20 protein-coding genes and 1 pseudogene are annotated in these 25,171 nt (G+C 51.0%); 18 read left to right on the top strand and 3 right to left on the bottom strand.

Going from position 1 to position 25,171, the window contains the following annotated elements; translation table 11 throughout:
- Window positions 1-137 precede the first annotated feature (137 nt).
- Entirely contained in the window at window positions 138-1,025 is an 888-nt protein-coding gene (locus CMO31_03965) for an aldo/keto reductase (GenBank protein MAZ53155.1), read from the bottom strand.
- Window positions 1,026-1,255: 230 nt separating this feature from the next.
- Between CMO31_03965 and CMO31_03960 the strand changes: the two are divergent.
- The 3 genes and pseudogenes from CMO31_03960 to CMO31_03950 all read left to right on the top strand — a co-directional run bounded on the left by CMO31_03960 (window position 1,256) and on the right by CMO31_03950 (window position 4,501).
- Window positions 1,256-2,413: pseudogene (locus CMO31_03960) on the top strand (alcohol dehydrogenase).
- Between the two features lie 38 nt (window positions 2,414-2,451).
- A complete protein-coding gene (locus CMO31_03955; protein MAZ53154.1) occupies window positions 2,452-3,513 on the top strand; it encodes an erythritol/L-threitol dehydrogenase in 1,062 nt (353 codons plus the stop codon).
- The gene (locus CMO31_03950) at window positions 3,503-4,501 is read left to right on the top strand and encodes a 1-phosphofructokinase (protein MAZ53153.1); all 999 of its coding nucleotides are present in this window, start codon (window positions 3,503-3,505) and stop codon (window positions 4,499-4,501) included. The genes CMO31_03955 and CMO31_03950 overlap by 11 nt, the downstream gene beginning before the upstream one ends.
- 88 nt (window positions 4,502-4,589) lie before the next feature.
- Here CMO31_03950 and CMO31_03945 read toward each other — a convergent pair whose 3' ends face one another.
- Window positions 4,590-5,546, bottom strand: a complete 957-nt coding sequence (locus tag CMO31_03945) for an NADP-dependent oxidoreductase (GenBank protein ID MAZ53152.1) — start codon at window positions 5,544-5,546, stop codon at window positions 4,590-4,592.
- Window positions 5,547-5,864: 318 nt separating this feature from the next.
- On the opposite strand from CMO31_03945, the gene CMO31_03940 reads away from it, so the two are divergent.
- From CMO31_03940 to CMO31_03875, 14 genes are all read left to right on the top strand, one after another.
- Window positions 5,865-7,184 (top strand): hypothetical protein, encoded by a 1,320-nt coding sequence (locus tag CMO31_03940; protein ID MAZ53151.1) that lies wholly within the window; start codon window positions 5,865-5,867, stop codon window positions 7,182-7,184.
- Window positions 7,185-7,462: 278 nt separating this feature from the next.
- Window positions 7,463-8,485 (top strand): oxidoreductase, encoded by a 1,023-nt coding sequence (locus tag CMO31_03935; GenBank protein MAZ53150.1) that lies wholly within the window; start codon window positions 7,463-7,465, stop codon window positions 8,483-8,485.
- Between the two features lie 25 nt (window positions 8,486-8,510).
- Window positions 8,511-9,572 carry an oxidoreductase gene (locus CMO31_03930; protein MAZ53149.1) on the top strand — a complete coding sequence of 354 codons (1,062 nt, stop codon included), beginning with the start codon at window positions 8,511-8,513 and terminating at the stop codon, window positions 9,570-9,572.
- Window positions 9,573-9,584: 12 nt separating this feature from the next.
- On the top strand, window positions 9,585-10,718 hold the full coding sequence (locus CMO31_03925) for a hypothetical protein (GenBank protein ID MAZ53148.1): 1,134 nt from the start codon (window positions 9,585-9,587) through the stop codon (window positions 10,716-10,718).
- 19 nt (window positions 10,719-10,737) lie between these two features.
- Window positions 10,738-11,826 (top strand): hypothetical protein, encoded by a 1,089-nt coding sequence (locus CMO31_03920; GenBank protein ID MAZ53147.1) that lies wholly within the window; start codon window positions 10,738-10,740, stop codon window positions 11,824-11,826.
- 48 nt (window positions 11,827-11,874) lie between these two features.
- Window positions 11,875-12,201, top strand: coding sequence for a hypothetical protein (locus CMO31_03915; protein MAZ53146.1), 327 nt, complete (start codon window positions 11,875-11,877; stop codon window positions 12,199-12,201).
- A gap of 449 nt (window positions 12,202-12,650) precedes the next feature.
- Window positions 12,651-13,853, top strand: coding sequence for a hypothetical protein (locus tag CMO31_03910; protein MAZ53145.1), 1,203 nt, complete (start codon window positions 12,651-12,653; stop codon window positions 13,851-13,853).
- A 34-nt stretch (window positions 13,854-13,887) separates the two neighbouring features.
- Window positions 13,888-14,730, top strand: a complete 843-nt coding sequence (locus tag CMO31_03905) for a hypothetical protein (GenBank protein ID MAZ53144.1) — start codon at window positions 13,888-13,890, stop codon at window positions 14,728-14,730.
- The gene (locus CMO31_03900) at window positions 14,723-15,790 is read left to right on the top strand and encodes an aminopeptidase (protein MAZ53143.1); all 1,068 of its coding nucleotides are present in this window, start codon (window positions 14,723-14,725) and stop codon (window positions 15,788-15,790) included. The genes CMO31_03905 and CMO31_03900 overlap by 8 nt, the downstream gene beginning before the upstream one ends.
- A 198-nt stretch (window positions 15,791-15,988) precedes the next feature.
- The gene (locus CMO31_03895) at window positions 15,989-17,569 is read left to right on the top strand and encodes a hypothetical protein (GenBank protein MAZ53142.1); all 1,581 of its coding nucleotides are present in this window, start codon (window positions 15,989-15,991) and stop codon (window positions 17,567-17,569) included.
- Between the two features lie 123 nt (window positions 17,570-17,692).
- Window positions 17,693-18,616: a peptide ABC transporter gene (locus CMO31_03890; GenBank protein ID MAZ53141.1), complete on the top strand. Its 924-nt coding sequence runs from the start codon at window positions 17,693-17,695 to the stop codon at window positions 18,614-18,616.
- A gap of 43 nt (window positions 18,617-18,659) precedes the next feature.
- On the top strand, window positions 18,660-19,553 hold the full coding sequence (locus CMO31_03885; protein ID MAZ53140.1) for a hypothetical protein: 894 nt from the start codon (window positions 18,660-18,662) through the stop codon (window positions 19,551-19,553).
- A gap of 40 nt (window positions 19,554-19,593) precedes the next feature.
- Window positions 19,594-20,991: an Asp-tRNA(Asn)/Glu-tRNA(Gln) amidotransferase GatCAB subunit A gene (locus tag CMO31_03880; protein MAZ53139.1), complete on the top strand. Its 1,398-nt coding sequence runs from the start codon at window positions 19,594-19,596 to the stop codon at window positions 20,989-20,991.
- Complete coding sequence (locus tag CMO31_03875; protein MAZ53138.1) at window positions 20,981-21,172, top strand: hypothetical protein; 192 nt, start codon at window positions 20,981-20,983, stop codon at window positions 21,170-21,172. The genes CMO31_03880 and CMO31_03875 overlap by 11 nt, the downstream gene beginning before the upstream one ends.
- 68 nt (window positions 21,173-21,240) lie before the next feature.
- Here CMO31_03875 and CMO31_03870 read toward each other — a convergent pair whose 3' ends face one another.
- Window positions 21,241-22,737, bottom strand: coding sequence for a hypothetical protein (locus CMO31_03870; GenBank protein ID MAZ53137.1), 1,497 nt, complete (start codon window positions 22,735-22,737; stop codon window positions 21,241-21,243).
- A gap of 156 nt (window positions 22,738-22,893) precedes the next feature.
- On the opposite strand from CMO31_03870, the gene CMO31_03865 reads away from it, so the two are divergent.
- Window positions 22,894-24,999: a hypothetical protein gene (locus CMO31_03865; protein ID MAZ53136.1), complete on the top strand. Its 2,106-nt coding sequence runs from the start codon at window positions 22,894-22,896 to the stop codon at window positions 24,997-24,999.
- The last annotated feature ends 172 nt before the right edge of the window (window positions 25,000-25,171 follow it).

Here is a 25,171-nt window from a genome sequence, read left to right as displayed (position 1 = left end):
ATGTTTTGACAGGTTGCTAATCCACTGAACTTTCCGCGAAGTAGTGAACCCTGTCGATTTACCAAGATCATTCTTCTGGTCTCTGGTTCTGAGGCTATGACTATTCTCTCCTGGTAGGTATCGTTACCGTTCATGTATTAGTTCTGAATTATTTGGTTAACCTCGGCCATCTCTTCTGCTGATAGAACCCAGCTGGCTGCTGCAGCATTTGCGTGAACTTGTTCTGGCCGGGTTGCACCCGCAATGACAGACGTAACCGCAGGCTTCATCAAAAGCCAAGAGAAGGCTAGCTCAAGGATGGTGCGTCCTCTTGACTCGGTGAACGTAATTAACTTTTCCACGATCTGCAATTTGTCATTTTCAATCTCTCGGTCAGCAAGGCGAGTACCCGTTGGCTTTTCCTGGTCCAACCTGTATTTCCCGGTTAATAAACCACTCGCTAATGGGAAATAAGGCACAAAAGCTAGGTCTAGCTCATTACTTACATCTAATGTTCCTTCAGTTTCAGGGTTACGATGAAGCAAAGAATATTCATTCTGTAGGGCAATAAAGCGAACTTCTTCCGCCGTCTCCTCAGCCTCGTGCAATTGTTCGGGCGAGAAGTTAGAGCAAGCTATCTCTCGAACCGAACCCTCCTGAACTAACTCACTAAGAGCACCTAAGGTTTCAGCAATTGGGACAGACGGGTCAGGCTTGTGGACGTAATAGAGATCAATACGGTCGGTACCGAGACGCTTTAAGCTCCCATGGCAGGCTTCTCTAGCTGTTTCTGGAGCTGCTCCGTCGAGATAACCGAACTTCGATGCAATAATTACATCATCTCTAAGTTTCCCAAGAGCTCGGCCGAGTAGAACCTCACTCTGTTTATCACCGTAAATATCAGCAGTGTCAAAGAAATTGATTTCGGCATCAAGGCAGGCTCCAACAACTGCTTCGGTTGCGCTTGCGTCTATACGCCCACCGAAATTATTACAACCTAAACCGACAGTGGAGACTTGAAATGGTCCTAGTTCTCGGGTTTCCATAACAACTATCCTACCGTTTCAAACGGAGTAGGATAGTCTGATTGATTTGCGGTCCTAAGTACCATTCATCATAAACAATAATCCAAAAGGCGAGTGAGTAGGCATTAGGAGTAAAAACCTAAGGAACTAACGCAAGAATAAAGTACTGCGTTGAATGAACGTATACGTAATAGGATTGATTACATGGATAGTAGGTTTGGATTAACGGTTTTTGCAGCTTTTAGGAGACGATAACGGTTTTTAGTTTTTCTACCGCTACGAAAATCATATTCGGCCCGGGCAGCTCTCGCGAGACTACGGCAATTGCACGACGTCTCGGCCGCAAAGTTCTTTTGGTAACTGGTTCTTCCCCAGAACGAGTGCGGTTTTTAATCCATGACATGCAGATAGGGGGGCTTGAGGTCGAAAACTTCCAAGTAAAAGGTGAACCTAGCGTAAAACAGATCGATGCCGGATTAGTTAAAACTCGCAGTAACGGGTACGACATCATAATCGCGGTTGGTGGAGGAAGCGCAATTGATGCGGGAAAAGCAATTGCGGCTTTAGCTCCGAATGAGGGTGAAACTCTTGATTACCTTGAGGTGGTAGGTCGTGGGCACAAACCCAGCTTGGCGCCCCTTCCATTTCTAGCTCTTCCGACCACCGCGGGTACCGGGGCTGAAGTCACTAAGAACGCAGTTATAACTTCGATAAAACATAGGACAAAGGTAAGCCTCAGAAGCGACGCTATGCTGCCACGGGCAGCCATTGTTGATCCACAGTTAACCATTTCTAATCCACCAGATTTGACGGCTTCGACCGGCATGGACGCTCTTACTCAACTTCTGGAACCATTCGTAACAAATTTTGCTAATCCACTTACTGACGCTTTGTGTAGAAAGGGATTAGAGCGGTGATCTAGTTCACTTAGGAAAGCCTATTTTTCTGGGGATGACATAGAGGCGCGTGAAGGAATGTCACTAGCAAGCTTATTCGGCGGACTAGCTCTAGCAAATGCCAAACTCGGCGCAGTACATGGTTTAGCGGGACCACTCGGCGGGCGAACAGAAGCGCCTCATGGCGCTATCTGTGCGGCACTTGTATCACACGTGAGCCGAGCTAATCTCGAAGCGCTAATCACACAAGAAAAAGACCATCCTTCGATAGCCCGGTACCACGAAGCGGCGCAAATACTAACTAGAAGCGCAAATGCTACTGCCTCGGATGGTATCGCGTGGCTGACTGACTTGGCCAGCGATCTCAACATTCCTCCACTATCGACTTATGGCCTCACGTCTCATGACATACCAGAAATCGTTGAGCAAAGTACTGACTCTAGCAGCATGAAGGGTAACCCCATTGATCTTCCACGCGACACCCTGATAAACATTCTTGAGGCGGCACTATGATTGACTATGACAGTAGTCCTTTAGAATTACCACAGTCTATGGAAGCGGTTGTTTGTTACGGCCCAGAAGACTATCGGCTTGAAGAACGCCCAGTACCACAACCAGAATCAGGCGAAATATTAATCCGGGTAAAAAGCACAGGAATATGCGCTAGCGACATCAAGTGTTACTCGGGCGCACCTCTTTTTTGGGGCGATGAACACCGAACAGGTTTCTGTCAAGCACCAGTCGTTCCAGGTCACGAGTTCGTAGGCGAGGTAGTGGCATTCGGGGAAGGTGGTAATACAAACTCTGGACTCGAGATAGGTGATTACGCAGTAAGCGAACAAATCGTCCCCTGTTGGCAGTGTCGATATTGCCAAAGAGGCCAGTATTGGATGTGCCAGGTGCACGACATTTATGGTTTTCGTCAAGCTGCCCAGGGTTCCTGGGCAGCTTACATGGTCTTCCCAGCTAATGCAATTAGCTACAAGGTCCCTAAGAACCTCCCTACCCACCATGCTGCATTCATCGAACCTCTCTCCTGCTCGATACACGCAGTAGAACGCGGCGAAATAGAGTTTGGCGACACTGTGGTGATTGCCGGATGCGGCCCACTTGGACTCGGCATGATCGCAGCAGCTAAAATGAAGAACCCTGAGAAAATAATCGCGCTTGACCTCAGTAATGACCGTCTTGATTTGGCCAAGCGGTGCGGTGCCGACCTGGGTATAAATCCAGGATCAACTGATTCTATTAACGAAGTTCTCGACCTTACCGGCGGTTACGGTTGCGACGTTTACATTGAGGCTACCGGTCATCCTGCCGCAGTAGAGCAGGGTCTTCAGATGATCCGTAAACTCGGGACCTTTGTGGAATTTAGCGTTATGCGTGAGCCTGTTACTATTGACTGGACCATTATAGGGGACACTAAAGAACTCAATATACATGGATCTCATCTAGGGCCATACTGTTATCCCATTGCAATCCGAATGCTAGAAAAGGGGATTCTGCCGATGGAAGAAATCGTCACTCACCGTTTACCTTTAAGTGAGTTCCAGCAGGGAATAAATCTCGTCTCCTCGGGTAGTTCTTCGGTAAAGGTAACACTTGAACCTTGAAGCTACAGCCCCGGCGGTCATCAAGATACGGACAGTAACGTTAAACCCCGCGCTTGACCTCAATATGTTTTTCACGCAACCGCGCTTAGGCGTCCTTAACCGTGAGACTAGCAGTTACTTAGAGGCTAGCGGAAAGGGACTTAACGTAGCTGCAGCCCTATCTGCTCAGGGCATCATTTCAACTGCGATAGTACCTCTTGGTGGACCGTTGGGCGAAGTCATGAGAGGCATGTTGGGCGATGTACCATTCGAATTATTGATAGTAGAGATCGAAGGGTTTTCAAGGATAAACACCAAGGTTACTGATGATAATAGCGGTGAGATGACTGAGTTTAACGGCCGAGGTGGTCGCCTTGAGATTACGGAGCTCACTACCTGCTCAACACTCATTATGGACGGTTTAGTTGCCGGCGACACAGTGGTCTTATCAGGGAGCCTACCTCCCGGCGCACCACTCGAAACATACCGTGACTTGGTTGAAAACATCCAGAGCCAAGGGGCCAAGGTAGCTGTCGACAGTTCGAGCGAACCATTGAAGTTGGCCCTCACTGCTGGCCCGGATTTAGTAAAACCTAATCAACGGGAGGCCGAGGAGCTTTTAGGGAAACCCCTCTTAACCTTTGGTGACGCAGTGAATGCTGTGCGAAACATTAGTGAGCAGGGAGCAAAAGAGGTGATCCTTTCGCTAGGAAAAGAAGGTGTACTGTTCCTAGATGCCCGAGGGACAATGTTGTTCACTAAACCCCCGGAGGTGCAAGCACTAAGCACCACTGGCTGTGGGGATGCATTAGTAGCGGGTTACCTGTTTGGCTGTCAGCAAAATTGGTCTCTGCAGGAAACTGCTCGGTATGCAACCGCAATGGCTGTAGGCCGGGCTAAAATCAGTGGTCCCACCTTTCCAGATTCACGACTAACTGAAGAATTAGTTCGTAAAATTAATGTTTCGCAAATTAACGAAATTAACTTCAACCACAAGCTTTTAGACTGAAGGCAAAAGCAAAGAATATAGATAATATCGGGACCCGGAAATACCGGCTTCCGAGCCATAGTGCGTAAAACGCTACTGCTAATTCAGGCTAAGTTAGTTTGACAATCTGTTTCCCTAATTTTTCGCCAGTGAACAAGTTTATGAAAGCTTGGGGGGCACTTTCAATGCCTTCACTTACCGTCTCATCGAAACGTACATGACCTTCAGACAACCACCGTGTCATGTCACGTTCAAAGGCCTCCTGATGCTGCACGTGATCACTTACAATGAAACCTTGGATCGTAAGGCGGCGTCCAATGACAAGGAACATGTTGTTGGGTCCTGGTCTCGGCTCGGCATCGTTATAGAGCGAAATCCCACCGCAAGCAACGATACGGCCGTATTGGTTCATGTTAGCGATTGCCGCCTCTAACGTATCACCACCTACATTATCGAAATAAACATCTATCCCCTCGGGACATGCCTTTGCAACCGCGTGGCGCATATTTCCGGCCACCCGATAATCGATAGTCTCGTCGAAACCAAGTTCCCGTAGGTGCGCAACCTTGTTTGGCCCACCAGCACTGCCAACGACGCGGCAACCTGCGAGCTTCGCAATATGGCCAACTACGCTGCCAACAGCCCCAGCAGCTCCAGAAACGTAAACCGTTTCGCCAGGTTTTGGTTTTCCAACGTGTAGTAACCCGTAGTAACCGGTAAAGCCAGGCATACCAAGAACACCTAAGTAGGTTGAGAGGTGTTCCGCGTCTGCAGGTAACTTACGAAGGCCATCCCCATCCGATAGCGAGAAGTTCTCCCAACCTAAACCTGTGAGAACGGTGTCACCCTCTGCAAATACCGGATGGCGGGAGGAAACCACTTGTCCAACAGTCCTTCCCGGAATAACCTCACCTACAGGGAAGTTAGCAGCGTAAGTCTTGGCTGCATTCATTCGTCCCCGCATGTAAGGGTCAACTGATAAGAATAGGTTCTTAATTAGCAACTGACCTTCTCGAGGAGTCGGCGTTGGAACGGTACGTAACTCAAAATCAGCTAGATCAACCATTCCTTGCGGGTGACTTTTTAGGCAAACTTGGGTGTTTTCCACTGTGACTCCTCCAAAGTGTCATAAGGACTTCCCTGGACCGGGATCCTAAATCTCTGATTCGCTTGGAACACACCCCTGTATACAATTTTTTAAGAGAAAAGTCCTACAATTGCCTGGAACGCACCATGGCCTAAGCGCATTAAACAGTGAATTACTTCCGGGCAATAGTTGCTGTCGATACCACTGGCTAGATGGCAAAACTATTGGATCAAACCAGGGTCTTTTTAAGCCACCACTGGTAACGTATATCCAGTACTAGAAGAGCGGGAGGAATTTGTGGGACAACCTAATATCATTTTCATAACTAGTCACGACATGGGAGATTGGCTCGGTTGTTACCAACACCCTACATTGAACACTCCCCACCTTGATGCCTTTGCTAACGACGGATATTTATTCTCAAACGCATACTGTACATCCCCAGTTTGCACACCAAGTCGGGGCGCAATGATGACGGGTAGGTACCCTCAAAGCAACGGTCTGATGAGCCTTATCCAAGAACCATACAGCTGGCGACTCAACTCTGGCGAGAAGCACCTTTCACATCTCCTCCATTCACACGGCTACCGTACCGTTCTATTCAACCACCAACACGAAGCACCCCCTGATGACAATCTTGGGTTTCAGGAACAACCTCTAAAGGAATCTGGTTGGTTCCATTTGATCACAGGTGAACGAATCGTTTCAGCCGTTGAAACTGCTGAAGCCGTTACCGAATTCTTAGAGGAATGCAAAGACACCGACTCCCCGTTTTATGCCCAAATCGGCATGTTCGAAACTCACACTCCATTTGACTGGAGTGGGGCTGAGCCAGACGATTCCAACGGCGTTGAGATCAAGTCACACTCGGCACATGGAACAATCACCAATAAGTACATTTCGGGCCTCCAAGGAGCAATCAGTTACCTAGACAAAGCTGTTGGCCAAATACTAAAGAAGCTTGCTTCTACCGGCCTTGATAAAAATACAATAGTAGTTTTCACTAGCGATCACGGTGTCGAACTCCCCAGGTGTAAATGGCAGCTATACGATGGTGGACTAAAAACAGCTCTACTAATGCGCTGGCCTGAAGGAGGGGTAAGTGGTGGGACAGTGTGTAACTGGCAAACTAGCAATATTGATATTTTGCCAACGCTCCTAGATTTAGCTAACCTCCCAATTCCTGAGAATGTACAAGGCAAGAGTTTTGCTTCTTTCTTCCGCGACGAAAAAGCCTTACCGGCCAGAGAAATTACTTTCGGCATGATGCACGCAGCTCAACGATGGACCGAATCGCGTAGCGTTCGGAGTGATAAATTTAAACTCATTAGGAACTTCACTCCGAGTCGCATGCCAATAGCACCAAAAGAAGGGTTCAAATCACATATCCCTGGTACAGGACCCCTGCAGGAACGCCCTGTGGTTGAAATGTATGACCTGGCTGCCGACCCTCAAGAGCTAAATAATCTGGGGATAGACCCATGCTATCGCGCAGTGCGAGAAAACCTAGACGACCTACTTCTGAAATGGCTCGAAGACGTTGACGATCCCATCTTGCGTGGTCCAGTCATTACCCCTTACCACCAGATGGCAACCGCAGACCTAAAACGTCAATAATATTGACCCGTACGGAGAGCCCTTCCGATCAGCGAAACCTCCATTAATAGTGGTAGCCTGACAACCTATTATGCCGTTAACAGGTCAACCTTTCAGCGTGAAAAGATGAACGGTAATAAAGCACCATTATCATCTGGAGAAATTAAGGTTTTACCCTACTCATTAAGACATCTTGAGAACGACGATGACACTACGAATCGGCCCATTAGGAAAACCCCATCCACTTGTGATGCCCTAAGCCCTGATTACTTTACTAAGCTCCCAAGGACAGGTGACTTGTGAAGAAACTGCGCCTTGTTTTGGCTGGACTTGGAGCGCGCGGCCACGCCTGGGCTGATACGATCCAACGCAATCCCGACTGCGATTTGATTTGCTACGTTGATCCTGACCCAACCTCTCTAGAACAAGCTCAACATCGATTTGGGAATCAACCATCATTCGCGTCTCTAACCGAGGCGCTCGAAACCATAGAGGACATCGATGCGACTATTCTCGCAACACCTCCAGATTCCCGCGAAATGGATATCGCCGCAGCTTGTAAACATAGACTACCCTTACTTGTTGAGAAACCTTTAGCCCTCAATCTTGAACTCGCAATTGACTATGTTCAACAGGCTGAGAAAGCGGGGATTCCTTTAATGATAGGCCTAAACTTCCGGTACTTACCAGTTACCCAGAAATACCGACGTCTTCTAGAAAAAGATGCTGCTGGGCAACTAGGATTCTGTCGCTTCACCTACGAACGTTGGCGCAACGGGCACGCCCAAAGACTCAATCGGTATCCAATTAGTATGTTGCAACCAATGTTGTGGGAACAATCGATTCACCACTTCGACCTAATGCGCTTTGTATACCAACGGGAAGCAGTAGCGGTATACTGCCGAAGCTGGAACCCGTCTTGGACGATGTACGCAGACGACACCAATGTGTCGGCCTTATTTGAATTCGAAGGTGGCTTCGAAATTAACTATCAAGGCACCTGGGTTGGTGGTTGGCAAGAACTCAATTTCGAATGGCGTACAGATGGCAGTAACGGGGTTATAGTCCAACGCGATATGTTCGGTGACTTGTACCAAGCAAAGCGCATGGATAAAGAACTCACACCAGTAGAGTTGCCGCCGTCCGAACCATGGGTTACTGACCTGAGTAGTTTGCTGACAGCATTTCTTCAGGCTTCGCAGGGAGCACCAATCGAATGCAGTGGCAAAGACCACCTAGGGTCGTTAGCAATGGTTGAGGCGTGCATACAATCAGCGCGTGAAGGCAGAAGGATCAAAATCGATCAGCCTGCCAAAATATGAGTATAGGAAGGAAACAACCATGAGTATTAAGGTAGGTGTGATCGGAGCAAGTTTCGCCCGGGCGGCTTTTCTACCAGCATTGGCAACTATAAACGAGGCAGAAGTCGTGGCTATAGCCAGTCAAAGGCTAGAGAGTGCCAAATCTGCTGGTGATGAGTTCGGAGTACCAGAAGCCTACGACGATTGGCAGGCTATGCTGGCAAGCCATGATTTGGATTTAGTATGTATCGCTACGCCAACTGACACTCACGCACCAATGGCTCTAGCAGCACTAGAATCAGGAGCTCATGTGTTGTGTGATAAGCCCATGGCGATGAACTCTGAAGAGTCAGCCGCCATGCTGGAAAAAGCAGACTCACTAGGCCGCATCCACATGATTGACCATGAACTCCGCTTCAACCCCAATCGCCGTAAAATCCAAGAGCTGATTGAGGGCGGCGCTATTGGCAAAGTTAAGCACCTCAACATCGTCAACATCTCAGCAGCCCTAAGTGACCCTAGTTCAAAGTCTGAGGGTGACTGGTGGATGCTTGAAGAACGTGGCGGCGGGCGTATGGGCGCAAGTGGTTCCCACCAAATAGACTTGATCCGTTTTTGGTTAGGCAACGTCGTTTCTGCAAATGGTGTTGTCGAGACTATGGTTCCTAACCGAATCGACAAAGCAAGCGGTAACGCCTGGACGGCGACAGCCGATGATTTCACCCGTTTCACGCTAAAAATGGAATCTGGTGCACTCGCCACTGTCTTGATCAGCGGCGCAGCCCGACATGGTGTTGGTAGCTCAACACAAATCTTCGGCAGTGAGGGAACGATTTTTCTCTCTGACAACGACGAGAAGCTCTTAGTGGCAAAAGCTGGAGAGGATTTCCAAGACCAATCCGTCTCCGATCCTAACGAAGGACTTGAAGGTGTTGGCTCCGGTATTTGGAACGTATCAGTTGTAAGTTTGATGCGGGAACTGATTAGTGCAATTAGTGAACACCGTAATCTCAATTGGGGTGCAACGTTTGAGGATGGTCTACGTTGCCAAGAAGTAATGGATGCCGTCAGACGCTCCTCGACTGAGCGTCGCTGGATAGATCTTTAAGGAGGAGACATTATGGATATAACCAAACATATTGCCCAACGCGTGAAGACTATACCCCTAGGACGCCAGACATCAGTCGCCGTACCGGGATTGATTGGTCTTAGCAGCGGTACCCCCGACTTCGAACCACCAGAATTCATCTTCGAAGCAATGCGAGAAGCAATTGACGCAAAAAAAGCTTCTTACACAGCCTGGGCAGGATCCCCTGAATTGCGGCAAGCGGCCGCCACGAAACTTAAACGAGAGAACCAGCTCACTTTTAATCCAGACAATGAAATTATGGTTACCAGCGGAGCTCAGGAGGCACTTGTCTCAGTATTGATGGGGACGCTCGACCCAGGTGAAAACGCACTGATTCCCACTCCGCACTACGGCAATTACTCGGACGTAGCTAGGATGCTAGGAGCTGAACTAGTCACAGTACCAACCACTATCGATTCGAACTTCACTATTGACCCTGATGCCCTAGAAGCATCAATCACGCCAAAAACACGCATGCTTATTATTGTTACGCCATGCAATCCAACGGGCACTGTCATCCCAGAGGAAACATTACGGGGAATAGCTGAAGTGGCAGTTAGAAATAATCTTCTAGTGTTATCTGATGAAATTTACGAACATTACGTTTATGGAGAACACAAACACGTGAGTCTTGCATCATTTCCCGGAATGCGAGAGCGCACTATTGTCCTTAATAGCCTGTCCAAAGGTTATGCACTTACGGGCCTGAGAGTTGGGTACGTTGCTGCGCGCGAGGAATTGATCGACGCGTTCATGCCTTTCCATCACGCTATGACTATTTGTGCTACATCAGTAGCGCAGGCTGGGGCCACAGTCGCACTCGAGCACCCTCGTGACTGGTTTGAACCTATCCTTCAAGAATACGAACGTAGGCGTGGGGTTTGGACAACGGCCCTGGACCAGATGGGCTTTCCTTACTGTGAGCTGCAAGGCGCCTACTACGTTGCTTTCGACATTTCTGACACCGGCCTCTCAGCTGCAGAGTTCTCAAACCGACTTCGTGAAGAGGGAAAAGTCTTGATGGGGAACGCAGGACCCACCATTATGCGAGGTTCATTGATGCAAAAATCACCCCTTATCGAAGAAGGCCTAGACCGGCTAGCATCGTTCTCGCGAAGCCTATAAGAAAACGGAGTGTGAGCTTATGAGCGTTAAAATCCAGGGTGGCTTCGTAGTTGCTTTTGACGGCAAAAATCATGAAATTCTAGATGGTGGATGTGTAGTTTACGAAGGTAACACCATTACTTTCGTAGGCTTCCCTAACGATCCATCTTGCCCAAAAGTATCCAGAACCATCCAAGCGGAAGGTCGTCTTATTTCACCAGGCCTCATTAATTTACACTGCATAGGCAACATCGACCTGCAACCACTCCGAATAGACGTGGGTAAGGTTGGCTTTCCAAAGTCGAGAGCCTGGTTCGAAAGTAAAAAGTTGGTTTGGGACGAAGCAGATTACCGTACTTCCGCTCGATTCGCAGTGGCGGGATTACTGCGACATGGCTCTACAACTTTTTGCAACGTAACTACGATGGCCAGCAAACGCTACGCCGATCCCGAAATCGAACCAAAACTGCTGGCCGAGGCCTCCCGAGAACTTGGTGCTCGCGCCTACTTGGCGCATAATTTTCAGGACCATAGCCGCTTTGAAGAAAATGGGAAAACCCACGTGATTCCCAACCCAAAAGAGGGCCTCGAGGGGTTAGAACGTGCCGTCGCCCTCATCGAAGAACTTCGTGGCCTTAACGATGACACGCTTAAGGGTTTCCTTTTCCCCTACACTAGCGAGACCTGTTCAGATGAGCTGTTCAAAGCTGCAAGCTCCACAGCCCGTGAGCTAGGAGTTCCGGTTCGTTCTCATTTTGCACAGTACCCTCACGAAACAATCAGTAACCTTAAGGAATTAGGCATGAGTCCTGTAGAACGCCTGGCTAATCTTGAAGTTCTAGGTCCAGAATTGACACTTACACATGCGATCTATCTTCGTGGCCACCCAGAAATTGGTGAAGGCCAGTACGAGGATGACCTCAAACTCCTGGCAGATTCAGGTACGAACGTAGGACACACACCTGTGGTCTTCTCTCGACAAGGGATTTTTCTTCGCTCATTCCAACGTTACGTTGACGCAGGCGTTAATGTCGCGCTGGGTACTGACACAGTCCCCCCTGATCTAGTAGCGGAAATGCGCATGGTTACAACCATGTCCAAAGTTGCTGACGCTGACCCTACCTCGTGAAATGCTGCTGAAGTATTCAATTCTGCCACTCTAGGTGGAGCAAAGGCTTTGGGACGTAGCGATATTGGCCGACTAGTTGCAGGTGCTCGTGCAGATATTTCAGTGTTTGATTTGCGGGGACTACACATTGGTGTGGTGGATGACCCCATAACGGCTTTGATTCACTACGCTAATGGTGTAGATACTGAAACAGTGGTGGTCGACGGTCGGACCGTTGTTGAAAACAGCCACGTAGTTGGGCTCGCTGAAGCTCAACTACAACATGACGCCCATCAAGCTTGGCAAAGATACAAACTAGAGCTCGAAGCTCGAGACCCTGAAGGCCGTAATATTGATGACCTCTACCCACCAGCTTTTCCAATAAGAAAAACCTGAGACGGGACTAACAGATAGATCGTGAGGGACAAGTCTAATTTGTCTCTCACGATCCAGATGCTCACTGTGATGGAGAGCTTGAAAACTGCAACTAAGGTAATGAAAAATCCGTTTTTCGCTGAAACCCCAAGCAAGAATCAGTAATCTACTAATTACACCACCTTTTTTATTGACATTTTTTGGTGCTTATTGATGATTCACAGAACCGTTCAGGTTCACAGTTATTAAATATGGGATTGTTGGAATTTAACAAAGTAATTGGCCGACTTTCAAAACCCATAAAACCCCCACCTACTGGAAGGCCGGGGAATTCTTAAATGTCGTAATTTAAACCCCGGAAAACGCACATGGTAGCATGAGCCCCTCGAAAACAATACGTGCGTCAGGCAAATGCTCAGCGCACCAAAAAATACACCTAGATAAGAAAAGAGTTAAGAAAGGAGCAACAGATGGCCACGATTATCCGCGGCGGTAAGCGCTTCGACAGTCGGGAGGGCCGTTTTGTTCAAAACGGCAGTATCTGCATCGAAGGCAAAACAATCTCTAGTGTAGATGGTGGACCCAACGAAACAAACGACACCGTCCTTGACGCTACCGGGAAAACCCTTATCCCGGGACTAATGAACTTGCACGGGCACTTGGGTTGGGACGGCTTTTCTGACCTCGAAGCTCAGACGCGACATGACGGTCCAATGGCCTATTTAAAAGTGGCCCGTGGACTCAAGGCCGCTGTTGAGGCGGGCGTCACCACATTCCGCAATGTCGGTTGTGGTCACGACACGGGTCTTTATGCCCGCCAAGCAGTTCAAGACGGACTCCTGCCAGGGCCAACTGTTTATGCCTGTGGTAGAGCAGTCTGTCGCACTGGAGGTCACATATGGTGGGGAAACCGCCAGGCGGACGGCGTCGACGAGGTCCGGCGGGCAGTGCGTGAACAGGCCCGAGCTGGAGCCGATTGGATCAAAGTAATGGCCCACAGTTACAGCCAAGAAGAAATTGATGCTGCGGTAGCACAAGCTCACGAGGAAGGCCTGCCAGCAACTACCGACGCAGGTGATTGGGCTGACCGAGCCGTAAGAGCTGGTGTTGATTGCATTGAGCACGGCGGCAACTATTCGGAAGAGCTTCTGAGCCAAATCGTAGAACAAGGAATTTGGATTGTGCCAACTCTGTCACCCGTAGTGCTACAAGCTCGTAACGGAGCCGAATGGGGAATGAAAGACAGCGTGATCGAACGACGTAAGAATCAACTTGCTAACAGCGGTAGAAACGAGGGGCTGGTACGAGCCAGAAAAGCAGGCGTACCATTCGGATTCGGAACCGATTCAGGCAGCCCTGTAGTACCACATGATGCCATCCTCGCAGAAATGGAATCGCTACTCGAGTTCGGGATTTTCGACACCAAAGAGCAAGTACTTCAAGCCGCCACTCATAACTCTGCACGGTGCCTACGCATCGACGACCAGACAGGTAGTCTTAAATCGGGACTTCAGGCCGATGTGGTCATCCTAGATGGCGACCTAGAAGCTGACCTCTCTGTAATCGAAAAGGTGGAAACAGTATTCACGAACGGCCAAGCAACCGTCCAAAACGGGAGTGCCCGTTTGCCCGATCCACGTGACTTTCAAACCTTTGCCAGTATCGGTGCTTAAGCTTTTGAGCCTGCTCGCGAAAGGAGATTAAGGAATGCGCGTTTACATCTCGGTGGACATGGAGGGGTGCTCTGGGGTCCTACACCGTGAACACACAAACCCTAAGGGTTATGACTACGAGACAGCTCGCCGACTCATGACGGGCGAGGCTGATGCAGCTATCCGCGGAGCTTTCGAAGGCGGAGCAACACACGTACTCATTAGTGATTCACACGGTGGGAACGGAATGAGAAATTTTGTTCTGGAAGACCTAGATCCACGTGCTGAAGTCATCATCGGCTCACCCCGCCGCCTTGGTCAACTCGAAGGACTAGATTCATCCTTTGACGCTGTTTTGATGGTTGGGTATCACACCCGTCACGGTTCAGCAGGCGTAATTAGCCACACGACCAATGGACAGGCTGTAGCTAACCTATGGATCAACAGTCACCTAGTAGGGGAAATAGGCCTTAACGCCCGCCTAGCAGGCCACTTCGGTGTTCCGATAACGCTTGTAACTGGAGATGACAAAACCATAGCCGAGGCTCAAGCCGAACTAAATGAGATTGAGGGAGTCGTAGTTAAAGAAGCCATTGGGCGCTACAGTGCCCAATGCCTACATCCTGAAAGAGCCAGAAACCTGATTAGACAGGGCGCCGCGATAGCAGTAAAAAAGGCTCCGCAGGTTAAACCATTCCCAGTCACTAACCCCGTTGTCACTCGACTCCAATTCAAAGAATCAGGATCGGCCGAATCAGCTGCCCGCGCATCTGGCGTAACTTTGGTTGATGATGACACAGTCGAATACAAGAGCGAAGATATGGAAACCGCATACGCTGCCTACAACACACTTGTAGAGTTATGGCAACCTGCTTGGGGAGGATGGATCGGTGGCTAATCAAACACGCAACAAAGAATACGACCCGAAACTATTCGAGCTAGTCAAAACGCTGACCGAAATGCTGGGTCCTTCAGGGTACGAAGATGATGCCCAGGACTGGTTGGAGAAACGATGGCGCGAGGCTGGATGCGAAACTAGTCGAGACCGCATAAACAACCTCTTCGCTCGCGTCGGGGGTAGTGGCAAAAAGCTACTCATAGCAGCACACGTAGACGAAATCAGTTTCCGAGTTAAGAGTATTGACGATCACGGCCATCTTCGACTCACCTCAGGTACAGGCGGCAGTGAACTGAATCCGCCCCATCATGCATTCGTCGCTCAACCATGCCAAGTAATGACTCCAAAGGGAAATATTCCGGGTACGGTCGGTACCATCACAGGCCACGTAATGACCAAAGAAAAGCGAGCCAATAACAGTATAGATTGGGCTGATATTTTTCTAGACATAGGAGCCCGTAATAAGGATGAAGCGCTCTCCTGGGGTGTACACCCTGGTAACCCAGTAGTCGCCGACGTGACACCCCGGCGGGTGGGACACAACATTGTCGGTAAAGCAATGGACGATAGGGCGTCTTTAGCGATCATGACACACTGGCTCGATACCTTAGATAGAGACGCCCTTCAATACGAACTTTGGTTCGCTTCAACCGTCCAAGAAGAAGTCGGAATGGTTGGTGCAGGAGCTGTCCAAGGCTACGACCTTGCCATCGCAATGGAGGTTGGTCTTGCCGGCGACATTCCTGGGGTCGGAACTCTACATGTCCCCTCTGAATTAGGTCGAGGCCCGCTACTTGGGCACAAAGACGTTGCGGTCCACTACGATCGCCACATCCTCAGTCGGCTTGCATCCGTAGCAGACCGCGATGAAATTCCTGTGCAACACCTAGTATTTTTACAATTCTCGAGCGACGGAAAACAGTTCATTAGCAATGATATTCCAACTGCCATGCTGGCCTACCCGACTCGCTATACTCACAGTCCTATTGAAACCGTTGACGAGCGAGATCTTCAAAATACCCTTAAATTACTTAATTCCTTCTCAGCAACTTCCTGGTAACAAGAACCAAATTTAGCGTGAAAGGTGACTCATTAAGAAGGAAATGCTAAAATGGGGCTTCTACAATTACGAAAGGAGTAATAAAAAGGTACAGAACCTTATTAAGGTGCCCTGTACTAACACTCACACCAATTAGCAGTGTGCAAACAAACTTTAGGTTTCTAGCCTTAAGTACTTTCTAGAAAGGGAGCTGAAAGAATGCGGTTTAAAAATGTTTTATTGTCGGTCTTAGCAGCCCTAGTCGTCTTATCCGGGATTAGCTTCGTTTTTTCACAAACGATTACCTATGCTGTGAATCGTGAAGCTGGCATGCTTGATTTACATAAAGGTTCTTCCCGTTATGACATCGTGGTTGCCTCCAACATATTCGATACGTACCTTTATCTCACCGAGGATGGCGAGTACCTGCCGTGGCTAGCTGAAGAAGTCACTATGTCAGACGACGCACGCACTTACACCATTAAACTTCGCGACGGTGTAACATTCCACGACGGCACTCCACTCAATGCCGCTGCAGTCCAATACAACTTTGACAGGATCGTCAATCCTGATACTAAGAGTCGCGCGGCAATCGGTGATCTAGCTTCTTACCAAGGCACCGAAATTATCGATAACCTTACCGCCCGCGTGACTTTCGCTGATCCCCACCCAGCATTCTGGTTTGGACTTTCTGATTGGCGAGCTGGCGGACCCCACTCACCCACCGCACTTGAAGCTGACCCCGAAGGTTTTGCTCGGGCACCAGTTGGTACTGGACCTTTCCGCTTTGTCGAATGGATCGAGCGCGACCGTATAGTTCTCGCACGCAACGACGACTACGCCTGGGAGTACCCCCGCGCGCAACACAGTGGGCCAGCTCACATCGAAGGTATAGTCTTCCGTACAATCCCGGAGAACCAGTCACGCGTCATCGCAGTAACTACTGGTGAAGTAGACGCTGCAATGCGCATTCCTCCACAAAGTGTTGCTGAATTAGAAGCTAATAGCGACATCTATGTCGAGAGTGTGGTTTTGCCTGGAACCGGCGTAATCCTAGTCGTTAACGGCACCAAATCACCAACTGATGATATTGCTGTCCGTAAAGCCCTGCAACACGCTGTCGACCCTAGCGTCGTCAGTAGAGTCGGTTACTTTAACGCTTGGGAGCCCCACCTTGGTTCCGCAATGTCTGCCCCCAACCCAAGCTTCGTTGATCTCTCCGACATGTACGACTTCAACCTGGAAACTGCTGCTAACCTCCTTGATGAGGCTGGCTGGGCAGACTCCAATGGAGATGGAATCCGCGAAAAAGATGGCAACGACGCGGTACTGCAGTACGTCGGCTTCCCAAACCCTGAAACCACTCGTGTAATCGAGCTTCTTCAAGCAACCTTACGGCCAATCGGCATGGATGTTAAGATCCTCGAGCTCGATACTGGTGCTATCCAGAAAGCCCGTCAGGCTGGCGACCACAATATCGCTCACTTGACCTGGATCTTTAAGGACGGCGGTTTCCTTCGTACTCTGTTCCACAGCGAAAACATTGGCAGTGGTTGGAATTTCACTCATTACCCAATGGCTAACGTTGATGAACTGCTAGTTGCGGCTGAAACCGAAGCTGACCTGGCAGAGCGTGGTCGGATCATTGAACAGGTCCAAACGATCATGCTTGAAGAAGCGATCGTCATTCCGACGGTTTACCAACAGCAGATCAATGCTTTCCGCAACGAAGTCCAAGGCATCAAACTGTACGAAGTCTACGGTGAAGCGCCTTACTTCTACGACGCCACCAAGAACTAGCATAGAGTCAATTCGACCTTGTTAGTTACCAGAAAAGCTACCCGGCTTGGGGACAGGATAATTATCCTGTCCCCAACTTGGGACGAATTTTGTCCAATGTCTAATATTTCCTGAAGTCATTCCATGTGGGCTTATATCATCCGCCGATTATTAATCCTAATCCCTGTAGTCTTTGGGGTATCGTTTTTAGTGTTTGGGGCACTTTATGTTATTCCTGGCGACGCGGTCGACCGGATGCTTTCCGAAACAGGGGCATCGGGCGAGACGCTGCAACGTCTTCGTGACCAATACGGCCTCGATGATCCTTTCCTAGTGCAATACGGGAGATTTGTAAGCAAATTAGTCCGATTTGACTTAGGCGACTCAATCGTCACAGAACGCGCAGTTAAAGAGCAAATTGGCAACCAACTACCTGCCACACTCGAGTTAACCTTCTCCGCTCTCGGAATCGCTTTTCTTTTTGGAGTACCTCTCGGGGTTTTATCTGCTATCAAGCGTGGGTCCTGGGCCGACGCAATTGGGATGTTAATAGCTCTTGTTGGCGTATCTATGCCGAATTTTTGGCTTGGTTTGCTTCTAATCATGCTATTTAGCTTGCATTTGGGCTGGCTGCCTGCTGCAGGCACTGGAGGATTCAATCACCTCATCCTTCCGGCCGTGACTCTTGGGTTTAGCGGTATAGCCGTTATCGCCCGAGTGACCCGATCAAGTCTTTTAGAGGTTATGAATAACGACTTCATGAGAACCGCTAGCTCCAAGGGATTGAGACGTATCACCGTAATCGTTAAACACGGTATGCGGAACTCGATGGCATCGGTACTAACCATCGTGGGCCTACAATTCGGCGCTCTTCTCGGTGGTTCGGTAGTAGTCGAAACAGTTTTTGGTCGCCAAGGGATCGGCTTCATGGCCGCTGATGCCATCCAAAGCCTTGATTTTGTTTTAGTCCAGGGAGCCGTGATGTTAGCTGCACTATCTTTTGTTCTAGCCAATCTCCTCGTAGATCTCTCTTACTCCCTTCTAGACCCTCGGATTCGTTACACATGAAAACCGAATTCCAAAGAACTAAGGTCTCACAGGGGGTGAAGACATAACAGCAAGCGCAACTACAGCCCCCCAAAAAGACCCCGCAGTACGACGCCGGAACAACAGCCCAGCCCGAAGGCTCCTACGGCGATTTTTGCAACATCGTGGCGGAACCCTTGGCGCGTTAATGATGTTACTACTCATCATCTGTGCCGTCTTCGCACCTGCAATTGCCCCTTATGACCCACTAGCTATAGCGCCGTGGGATACCCTACTACCTCCCTCAGCAGAACACTGGATGGGAACCGATACTCTTGGACGAGACATGTTGTCACGCATCATCTACGGGTCCCGAGTCTCACTCCGCCTAGGATTAGTAGCCGTCACTATCGCGATGTCGCTCGGCGTGATCATCGGCAGCCTAGCCGGATACCTAGGCGGACGGATAGAAGCTGTCCTAATGCGCATAGTAGACATCTTATTGGCATTTCCCTCACTGATCCTAGCTTTGATCTTCGTGTTCGCCCTTGGACCCGGACTTACCAATGCCATGATAGCTGTCGGTATCGCCTCAATCCCGGCCTATGCCCGAGTAACCCGTGCAGAGGTACTCTCAGCAAAAGAAAACCTCTACGTTCAAGCTGCTGAAGCCGTTGGTGCTCCTAATAGGATCATCATGTTTCGCCACATCCTCCCTAACATCATTGCTCCCAACATAGTAATTGGCGCTCTTGGTACAGGCATAGCCATCCTCGCTGGAAGCGCTCTAAGCTTCCTCGGCCTTGGGGCCCAAGCACCCACTCCTGAATGGGGATTAATGCTGGCTCAAGGACGTGGTTTCATGTCGCTAGCTTGGTGGTTGACTTTCTTCCCTGGTCTGGCCATCATGGTCACAGTTATGGCACTGAACCTACTCGGTGACGGCCTACGCGATGTATTCGATCCAAGGCTGCACTAATTATGCTCACTAAAATGGGACAGAGCCTGCGATTATACGAATGAGACGGACCCTTGGTTTCCAATCTTTGACCTCGCTAGCCGGTCTTATTGCCAGTCGACAGATCTCACCTATAGAAATTGTTAATGCTCTGATTAGCGATATAGAACGACTCAACGCCCGACTTGGCACATACATAACTATCTGCTCAGAATCAGCATTGAAAGAAGCGCTTAAAGCTGAAAAAGATATTCTCGAGAACGGACCTAGCAATCCATTACACGGTATACCTATCGTGCATAAGGACAACATTTGGACTAAGGGCGTTAGAACTACAGCTCACTCCAAAACTCTGACCAACTTCGTCCCTAACGAGGACGCTACCGTAGTAGCGAAACTGGCTAGCAAGGGAATGATTTTGCTTGGTAAGACCAACACAACTGAATTCGCCTGTGGTGATATGGACGTGTACGGACCCAGTCGTAACCCCTGGAATCCAGAGCGTTTTAGTGGGGCCTCAAGCGGAGGCTCCGCCGCAGCTCTTGCAGCCGGATTAGCTATTGCAGCAACAGGTTCTGACACTGGCGGCTCAATCCGCGCCCCAGCCTCAATGTGTGGCATCGTAGGGGTCAAGCCCACCTACGGTCGTGTTAGTCGTCACGGGTTAATTCCACTCAGCTGGAGTATGGATAACATCGGCCCAATGGCCCGAACCATCAAAGATGCTGCTCTTTTACTAGAAGCAATGTCGGGTTTTGATACTCTCGATCCAAATAGTTCCAAAAGACCAGTCCCAAGCTTCGCTGAAGAACTTAAACCAGACTTGGCTGGTATGCGCATCGGCTTCGCAAAACCCTATTTCTTTGAGAATTTACAGCCCGAGATAGAACAGGCAACCCTAGCGGCCTTGCGACAGCTAGAAGAGCTAGGGGCGGAACTTCATGAAATCATCCTACCTTCAGCAGCCAATCTTGCGGCGCCAACTAACGTGCTAGTTATGTCTGAGGCTTTTGGGCGGCACGCTCAAAACCTTAAAACCTACGGATCCGAATATGGCCCCAAAGCTCGCCGGCGTATCGCCGCTGGGGCGTTCTATACCGCTGCTGAAGTAGAACAAGCTGCTCAAATAAGAGCAACCTGGAATACGGAACTATTTAAGGGATTAAGTACAGTAGATGCTTTTATCACACCCACTCTGCCCCACACTGCCTTCACGGTAGATACGCAGGTTCAGGGCCCCCCTGACACTAGCTGGGCCACCCGACATTTCAACCTTTCGGGTTATCCAGCCCTTACCATGCCCTGTGGATTTGACAGTGAAGGTCTGCCCATTGGTCTACAGATAATCGCAAAGCCTTTCCAAGAGAAAACCATGTTTCGTGTGGGTCACGCGTACGAACTGGCCACCGAGTGGCATCAAGCAAAACCACCGGGATTAGAGGATTCTAATGGAAAATAAACTTTCGTTTGAATGGCTTCGTTCTGAAACAAAGCGTCTCGGCCTGGCACTTGATGACCAAGATTTACTAGCAATAGCTGACACGTTAAAGAAGACGCGCAAGGCACTAGCTGAAAACCATTTCAGCGAACTTGGGACAGAAGAGCCACCGTACAGATTCACACCTGATACTGAAACGTGAATCATTCATTCTCATCAGATCAGACATTGGCTCCCGTCTTTTCGTTCCGTTCGACCCCGATCTCCGCTTCAGTTCTCCCAGATGGAACTCAGCTCCCACACGTCTAGGGAGTCGAGCTTAGCTGAGTCGCGCTCGAACCAGAGGTCAACCCCTAGAGCTGCGGGGTCGGAGAACGCACGGGCGGTATAGGCACAGCCGTTGACGAACACCTCTACAATCGATCGGTCAAGGAAAACGTGCAGCGTCACGGGTGCGCCCGGCTCGAGAAACGACGCCTGCCTCCCTAATTTGACGCCCAAAAGACCCTCCTGGAAATCTCGGGCATTGCGCTCCACGGTTGGACCGTCCACGCCGAAGTCTCTGCGGTCCGGGTCGTAGAACACCCTGACGAAGTCGCTGCCGTCGTCGGAGACCCGCAGCTTCAGTCCGAACCTGTCCGTGCCGTTATTGATGAAGGTCGCCCGGAGTTCCAGGGCGTCACCCCGGATGTTCCGTAGCTGATCCGTCATAACTGAACCCTCGAACCGTTGGTGCCGGCCCCGCAGACTCTGCAGCTCCGGGATTGGCTCCTGCCGCACCCGATCGCCCTCGAGCGTAAGCACTCGCGGCAGCGCTAGGGCGCCCTGCCAGTAGGGGACAGTATCCGTGGTTGAGGGCGGCCCAGTGACCCAGGCGTGTAACAGCCTCCGCTCGCTCCCGGCGGGCCCCTTATCGTCGACCATGTGGGGGTTCACGGCGTAGTAATTGCCTGTGTCGAACTGGTGGGGTTCCTTACCGTCGGGTGTGAAGAGCGTTTTTTTCCGGTCGTAACTACCGATCCAGTAGGGGTTGCCCTGCCCCACCATCAGTACGTGCCGGCCGCCCAGTGGAATCAGGTAGGGCAGCTCCCAGAAGCCGTTGCTCTCGATGGTTGGAGCTATGTTCCCCTGAAGGGTCCAGTGTTCGAGATTGGGCGAGGCCCACAGCCAGGCGGCGCCACGGGGCTCATTGCCTCCGGTGGTGCCGCCGATGAGCTGGTGCCAGAGGTCGCCATCGCGCCACACCTGGCCGTCCCAGTGGACGGGTGAATCGGGGTTGGGCCGCTCACTATCATCCATGACGCTTTTCTTGGTCCAGGTGAGGCCGGCGTCTGCACTGCGGGCGAAGATCCCATACGTCTCGCGGTGGCCATCGACGTTGCCGGTGTAGAGGGCGCCGAGGCTGCCGTCGTTGAGGACGAAGGTATTGCCGGAGTAGACGCCGTTACGGTCGTAGGGCGTGTCGGGCCATAGGGCGACGGGCCAGTCCTTCCAGTGGACCAGATCGTCGCTGACGGCGTGGGCCCAAGTGCGGGCACTTTGGCGGCCGTTGACGATGGGGTCGAACTGGTAGAACATGTGGTAGCGCCCCTGGTAGTAGATCGGCCCATTGGCGTCGTTGGTCCAGCTCTCGGGACCGAGCAGATGGTAGCGGGGCCAGTGTGGATCGTTGGCCGCCATCCAGCGCCTGAGTGCAAGCGCAGCTGGCCCGTAAACCTCCCGATCCCGGCTTGTGACCGCGTCACGGTAATTCTCGACAGGATCCATAGCGCCTCCCTCGGGGCCATTGGCGCTCCGCGTGGCGCCAGCCTCCGCTAGTATATCGCCCCCGGATAAATCCTAACTTCCTGCCCCCGGTTTAAATTTCCACTTGATTGCTGTCGTAAGGCTCTCGAGCCTTTAATTGACTTCACATCTATTTCTATGTACATACTGAGTGCCAATACATTTAGGCAACTAAAGTTCTTAATGAGGAGGCTAGATTCTCTAAAGGCTGGTTCACTGCTAGATGGAGCCACAATAGGTGCCACTGGACCATTAACTAGATTTCACCCTCCTGAGTTTCCTAAAAGAAAGGTGCATATAATGTCAACCAGCTTCACAAGATTACTTGTCTCGATCGTAACGGTGCTCGTAGTAACGCTGACGATGGCCCAGACGGTCGTCGACTCGCAACGTTACGACGTTCCGGCCACTTTAAATGAGGTACCCATGTTCGCCGACCATGTTGCGTCAGGCGAGCTGCCCCCCATCGCGGACCGCGTCCCGGTCGAGCCGTTCATCGTCGGCCCTGGGGTGCTCAACTCCGAAAAGTGGCTCGACTTCGAACCCGGCAACTACGGCGGCACCATCCGCTTGCCTAACCTTAACGGCACCATCCACGAGGCCTTCTTGGCGTTGGGCATGACCATCCTTAGAGCGCCCGACCAGAGCACCAAGGATCCCGCACCTGGCATCGTCAGTAGCTACGAGATCAACGAAGATTACAGCGAGTACACTCTCACCATTCGCGAGGGCCTCAAGTGGTCCGACGGCGAACCCGTCACCACCGAAGACGTGCGGATGACCTTTGAGCTGTACCACGACGAGCGCATCTATCCGGCAATCCCGGTCAAGCTTAATGCCCTGGGTGACCCCTCACAAAGCGTGGGTGAGCTGACCATACACGACGAGCTGAGCTTCACCATCACCTTCGACCAGCCCTATGGCCAGTTCTTGGCGGAGCTCGCCTCCTGGATCCCCGACTACACCCTGCTGTTCAAGCCGGCCCACTTCATAAAGCAGTTCCACGCCGACTACAGCTCCATGGACGACATCCAGCCGATACTCGACGACCTGGAGATAGACACCTGGGAGAACCTGGTCATCCTGAAGGACATGCCGCACTGGGAGTTCTTCCGTGAGCACGCCATCGGTGTGCCCACCCTGGCCCCTTGGATCATTGAATCAGCCGACACCACGGGCATAGTCATGGTTCGCAACCCCTACTACTGGAAGGTTGACGTCAACGGCACCCAGCTGCCTTACGTCGACCGGCTCGAGTCGGAAGTCTCGAACGAGCTCTCCACCATCATTCTTAAGGCTATCGCTGGTGACTACGACGTAATGACTTCCTACGCGCAGCTCAAGGAGATGCCGCTCTACGCCGAGAACGCTGAGCGCTCCGGCATCGCTACGGTTCTGCACGGCTCGATCAACAATCCGCCAATCCTCTTCCTCAACCACGACTTCGGCTATGAGACCGAAGGAATAACTGCTAACCCCTGGCAGCAGCTTGTCTCCGATTCGCGCTTCGGCAAGGCGCTGTCACTGGCGATCGACAAGGAAGACGTCAACGAGAACATGTACTTCGGCTACTACCAGCTGGAGGGCTACACGGACGTCGAGTTCGATCCTGAAACAGCTGGAGAGCTGCTCGACGAGATCGGCATGACCGGCCGCGACGCTGACGGCTTCCGCACTGACCCGAACGGCGACCGCTTCGAGATGGTGATCACCACCGCCGAGATCTCACCTGACTTCATTAACCTGGGTGAGCTGCTCAAGGTCTACTTCGAGGACGTCGGTATCCGCGTTGCCTTCGATGTAATCGGCAACTCTCTGTTCGGCCAGCGGATGGACGCCAACGAGCTAATGTCGACTATCCACTGGAGTGATGAACCCATCTGGGCCCCCGGCATCTCCGAGGATTACCTGCCGGGCGCCAAGGGCCACTGGGCCCCGATGTCGGCGCTCTACATCGCCACTCAGGGTGCTTCCGGCCGTCAACCCCCCGCTTACCTACAGGAGTTCTTCGACCTCCATGTGGCCCGCAAGACAATCCCGCCACAAACTCCCGAAGGAGAAGCGCTGTGGGCTAACGTGGTGCAGTGGTTCGGCGATAACTACGCCACCATCTGGCCAGTAGGCAAGATGACAGTGCCGACGCTCTACAATGCCGACCTTGGCAACGTTATCAAGGAGGGCTACCCCTACGACCGTGCGCTTGACTACGGGATGGAACAGCTCTTCTTCCGGACCCCCCAGTAGGGTTCTAAATAAGTTCGGTAGACGTTCTTAAGAGCGTCCACTGCGAAACAAAACGACATGTATTGAGGGCGGGGAACGTTCCCCGCCCTCAATATTTGGGATCGACTAACACATAAGGCTGAAGTGCGCCTCCTGTATAATGTTCAGGACGCGCATCAGGACAGGAGAGCTC

The organism is Trueperaceae bacterium, from assembly GCA_002707365.1.
In the GTDB taxonomy this organism is placed as follows: Bacteria; Deinococcota; Deinococci; order Deinococcales; family Trueperaceae; genus UBA6957.
Note: the sequence above shows the minus strand (reverse complement) of the source record. Positions and strands in the feature narration are given on the sequence as shown.

Coding starts and splice junctions, on each gene's coding strand:
- CMO31_03965 (MAZ53155.1), bottom strand. CDS start 1,025: ATGGAAACCCGAGAACTAGGACCATTTCAAGTCTCCACTGTCGGTTTA.
- CMO31_03955 (MAZ53154.1), top strand. CDS start 2,452: ATGGAAGCGGTTGTTTGTTACGGCCCAGAAGACTATCGGCTTGAAGAA.
- CMO31_03945 (MAZ53152.1), bottom strand. CDS start 5,546: ATGGTTGATCTAGCTGATTTTGAGTTACGTACCGTTCCAACGCCGACT.
- CMO31_03925 (MAZ53148.1), top strand. CDS start 9,585: ATGGATATAACCAAACATATTGCCCAACGCGTGAAGACTATACCCCTA.
- CMO31_03920 (MAZ53147.1), top strand. CDS start 10,738: ATGAGCGTTAAAATCCAGGGTGGCTTCGTAGTTGCTTTTGACGGCAAA.
- CMO31_03910 (MAZ53145.1), top strand. CDS start 12,651: ATGGCCACGATTATCCGCGGCGGTAAGCGCTTCGACAGTCGGGAGGGC.
- CMO31_03905 (MAZ53144.1), top strand. CDS start 13,888: ATGCGCGTTTACATCTCGGTGGACATGGAGGGGTGCTCTGGGGTCCTA.
- CMO31_03895 (MAZ53142.1), top strand. CDS start 15,989: ATGCGGTTTAAAAATGTTTTATTGTCGGTCTTAGCAGCCCTAGTCGTC.
- CMO31_03890 (MAZ53141.1), top strand. CDS start 17,693: ATGTGGGCTTATATCATCCGCCGATTATTAATCCTAATCCCTGTAGTC.
- CMO31_03880 (MAZ53139.1), top strand. CDS start 19,594: ATGAGACGGACCCTTGGTTTCCAATCTTTGACCTCGCTAGCCGGTCTT.
- CMO31_03875 (MAZ53138.1), top strand. CDS start 20,981: ATGGAAAATAAACTTTCGTTTGAATGGCTTCGTTCTGAAACAAAGCGT.
- CMO31_03870 (MAZ53137.1), bottom strand. CDS start 22,737: ATGGATCCTGTCGAGAATTACCGTGACGCGGTCACAAGCCGGGATCGG.
- CMO31_03865 (MAZ53136.1), top strand. CDS start 22,894: ATGTACATACTGAGTGCCAATACATTTAGGCAACTAAAGTTCTTAATG.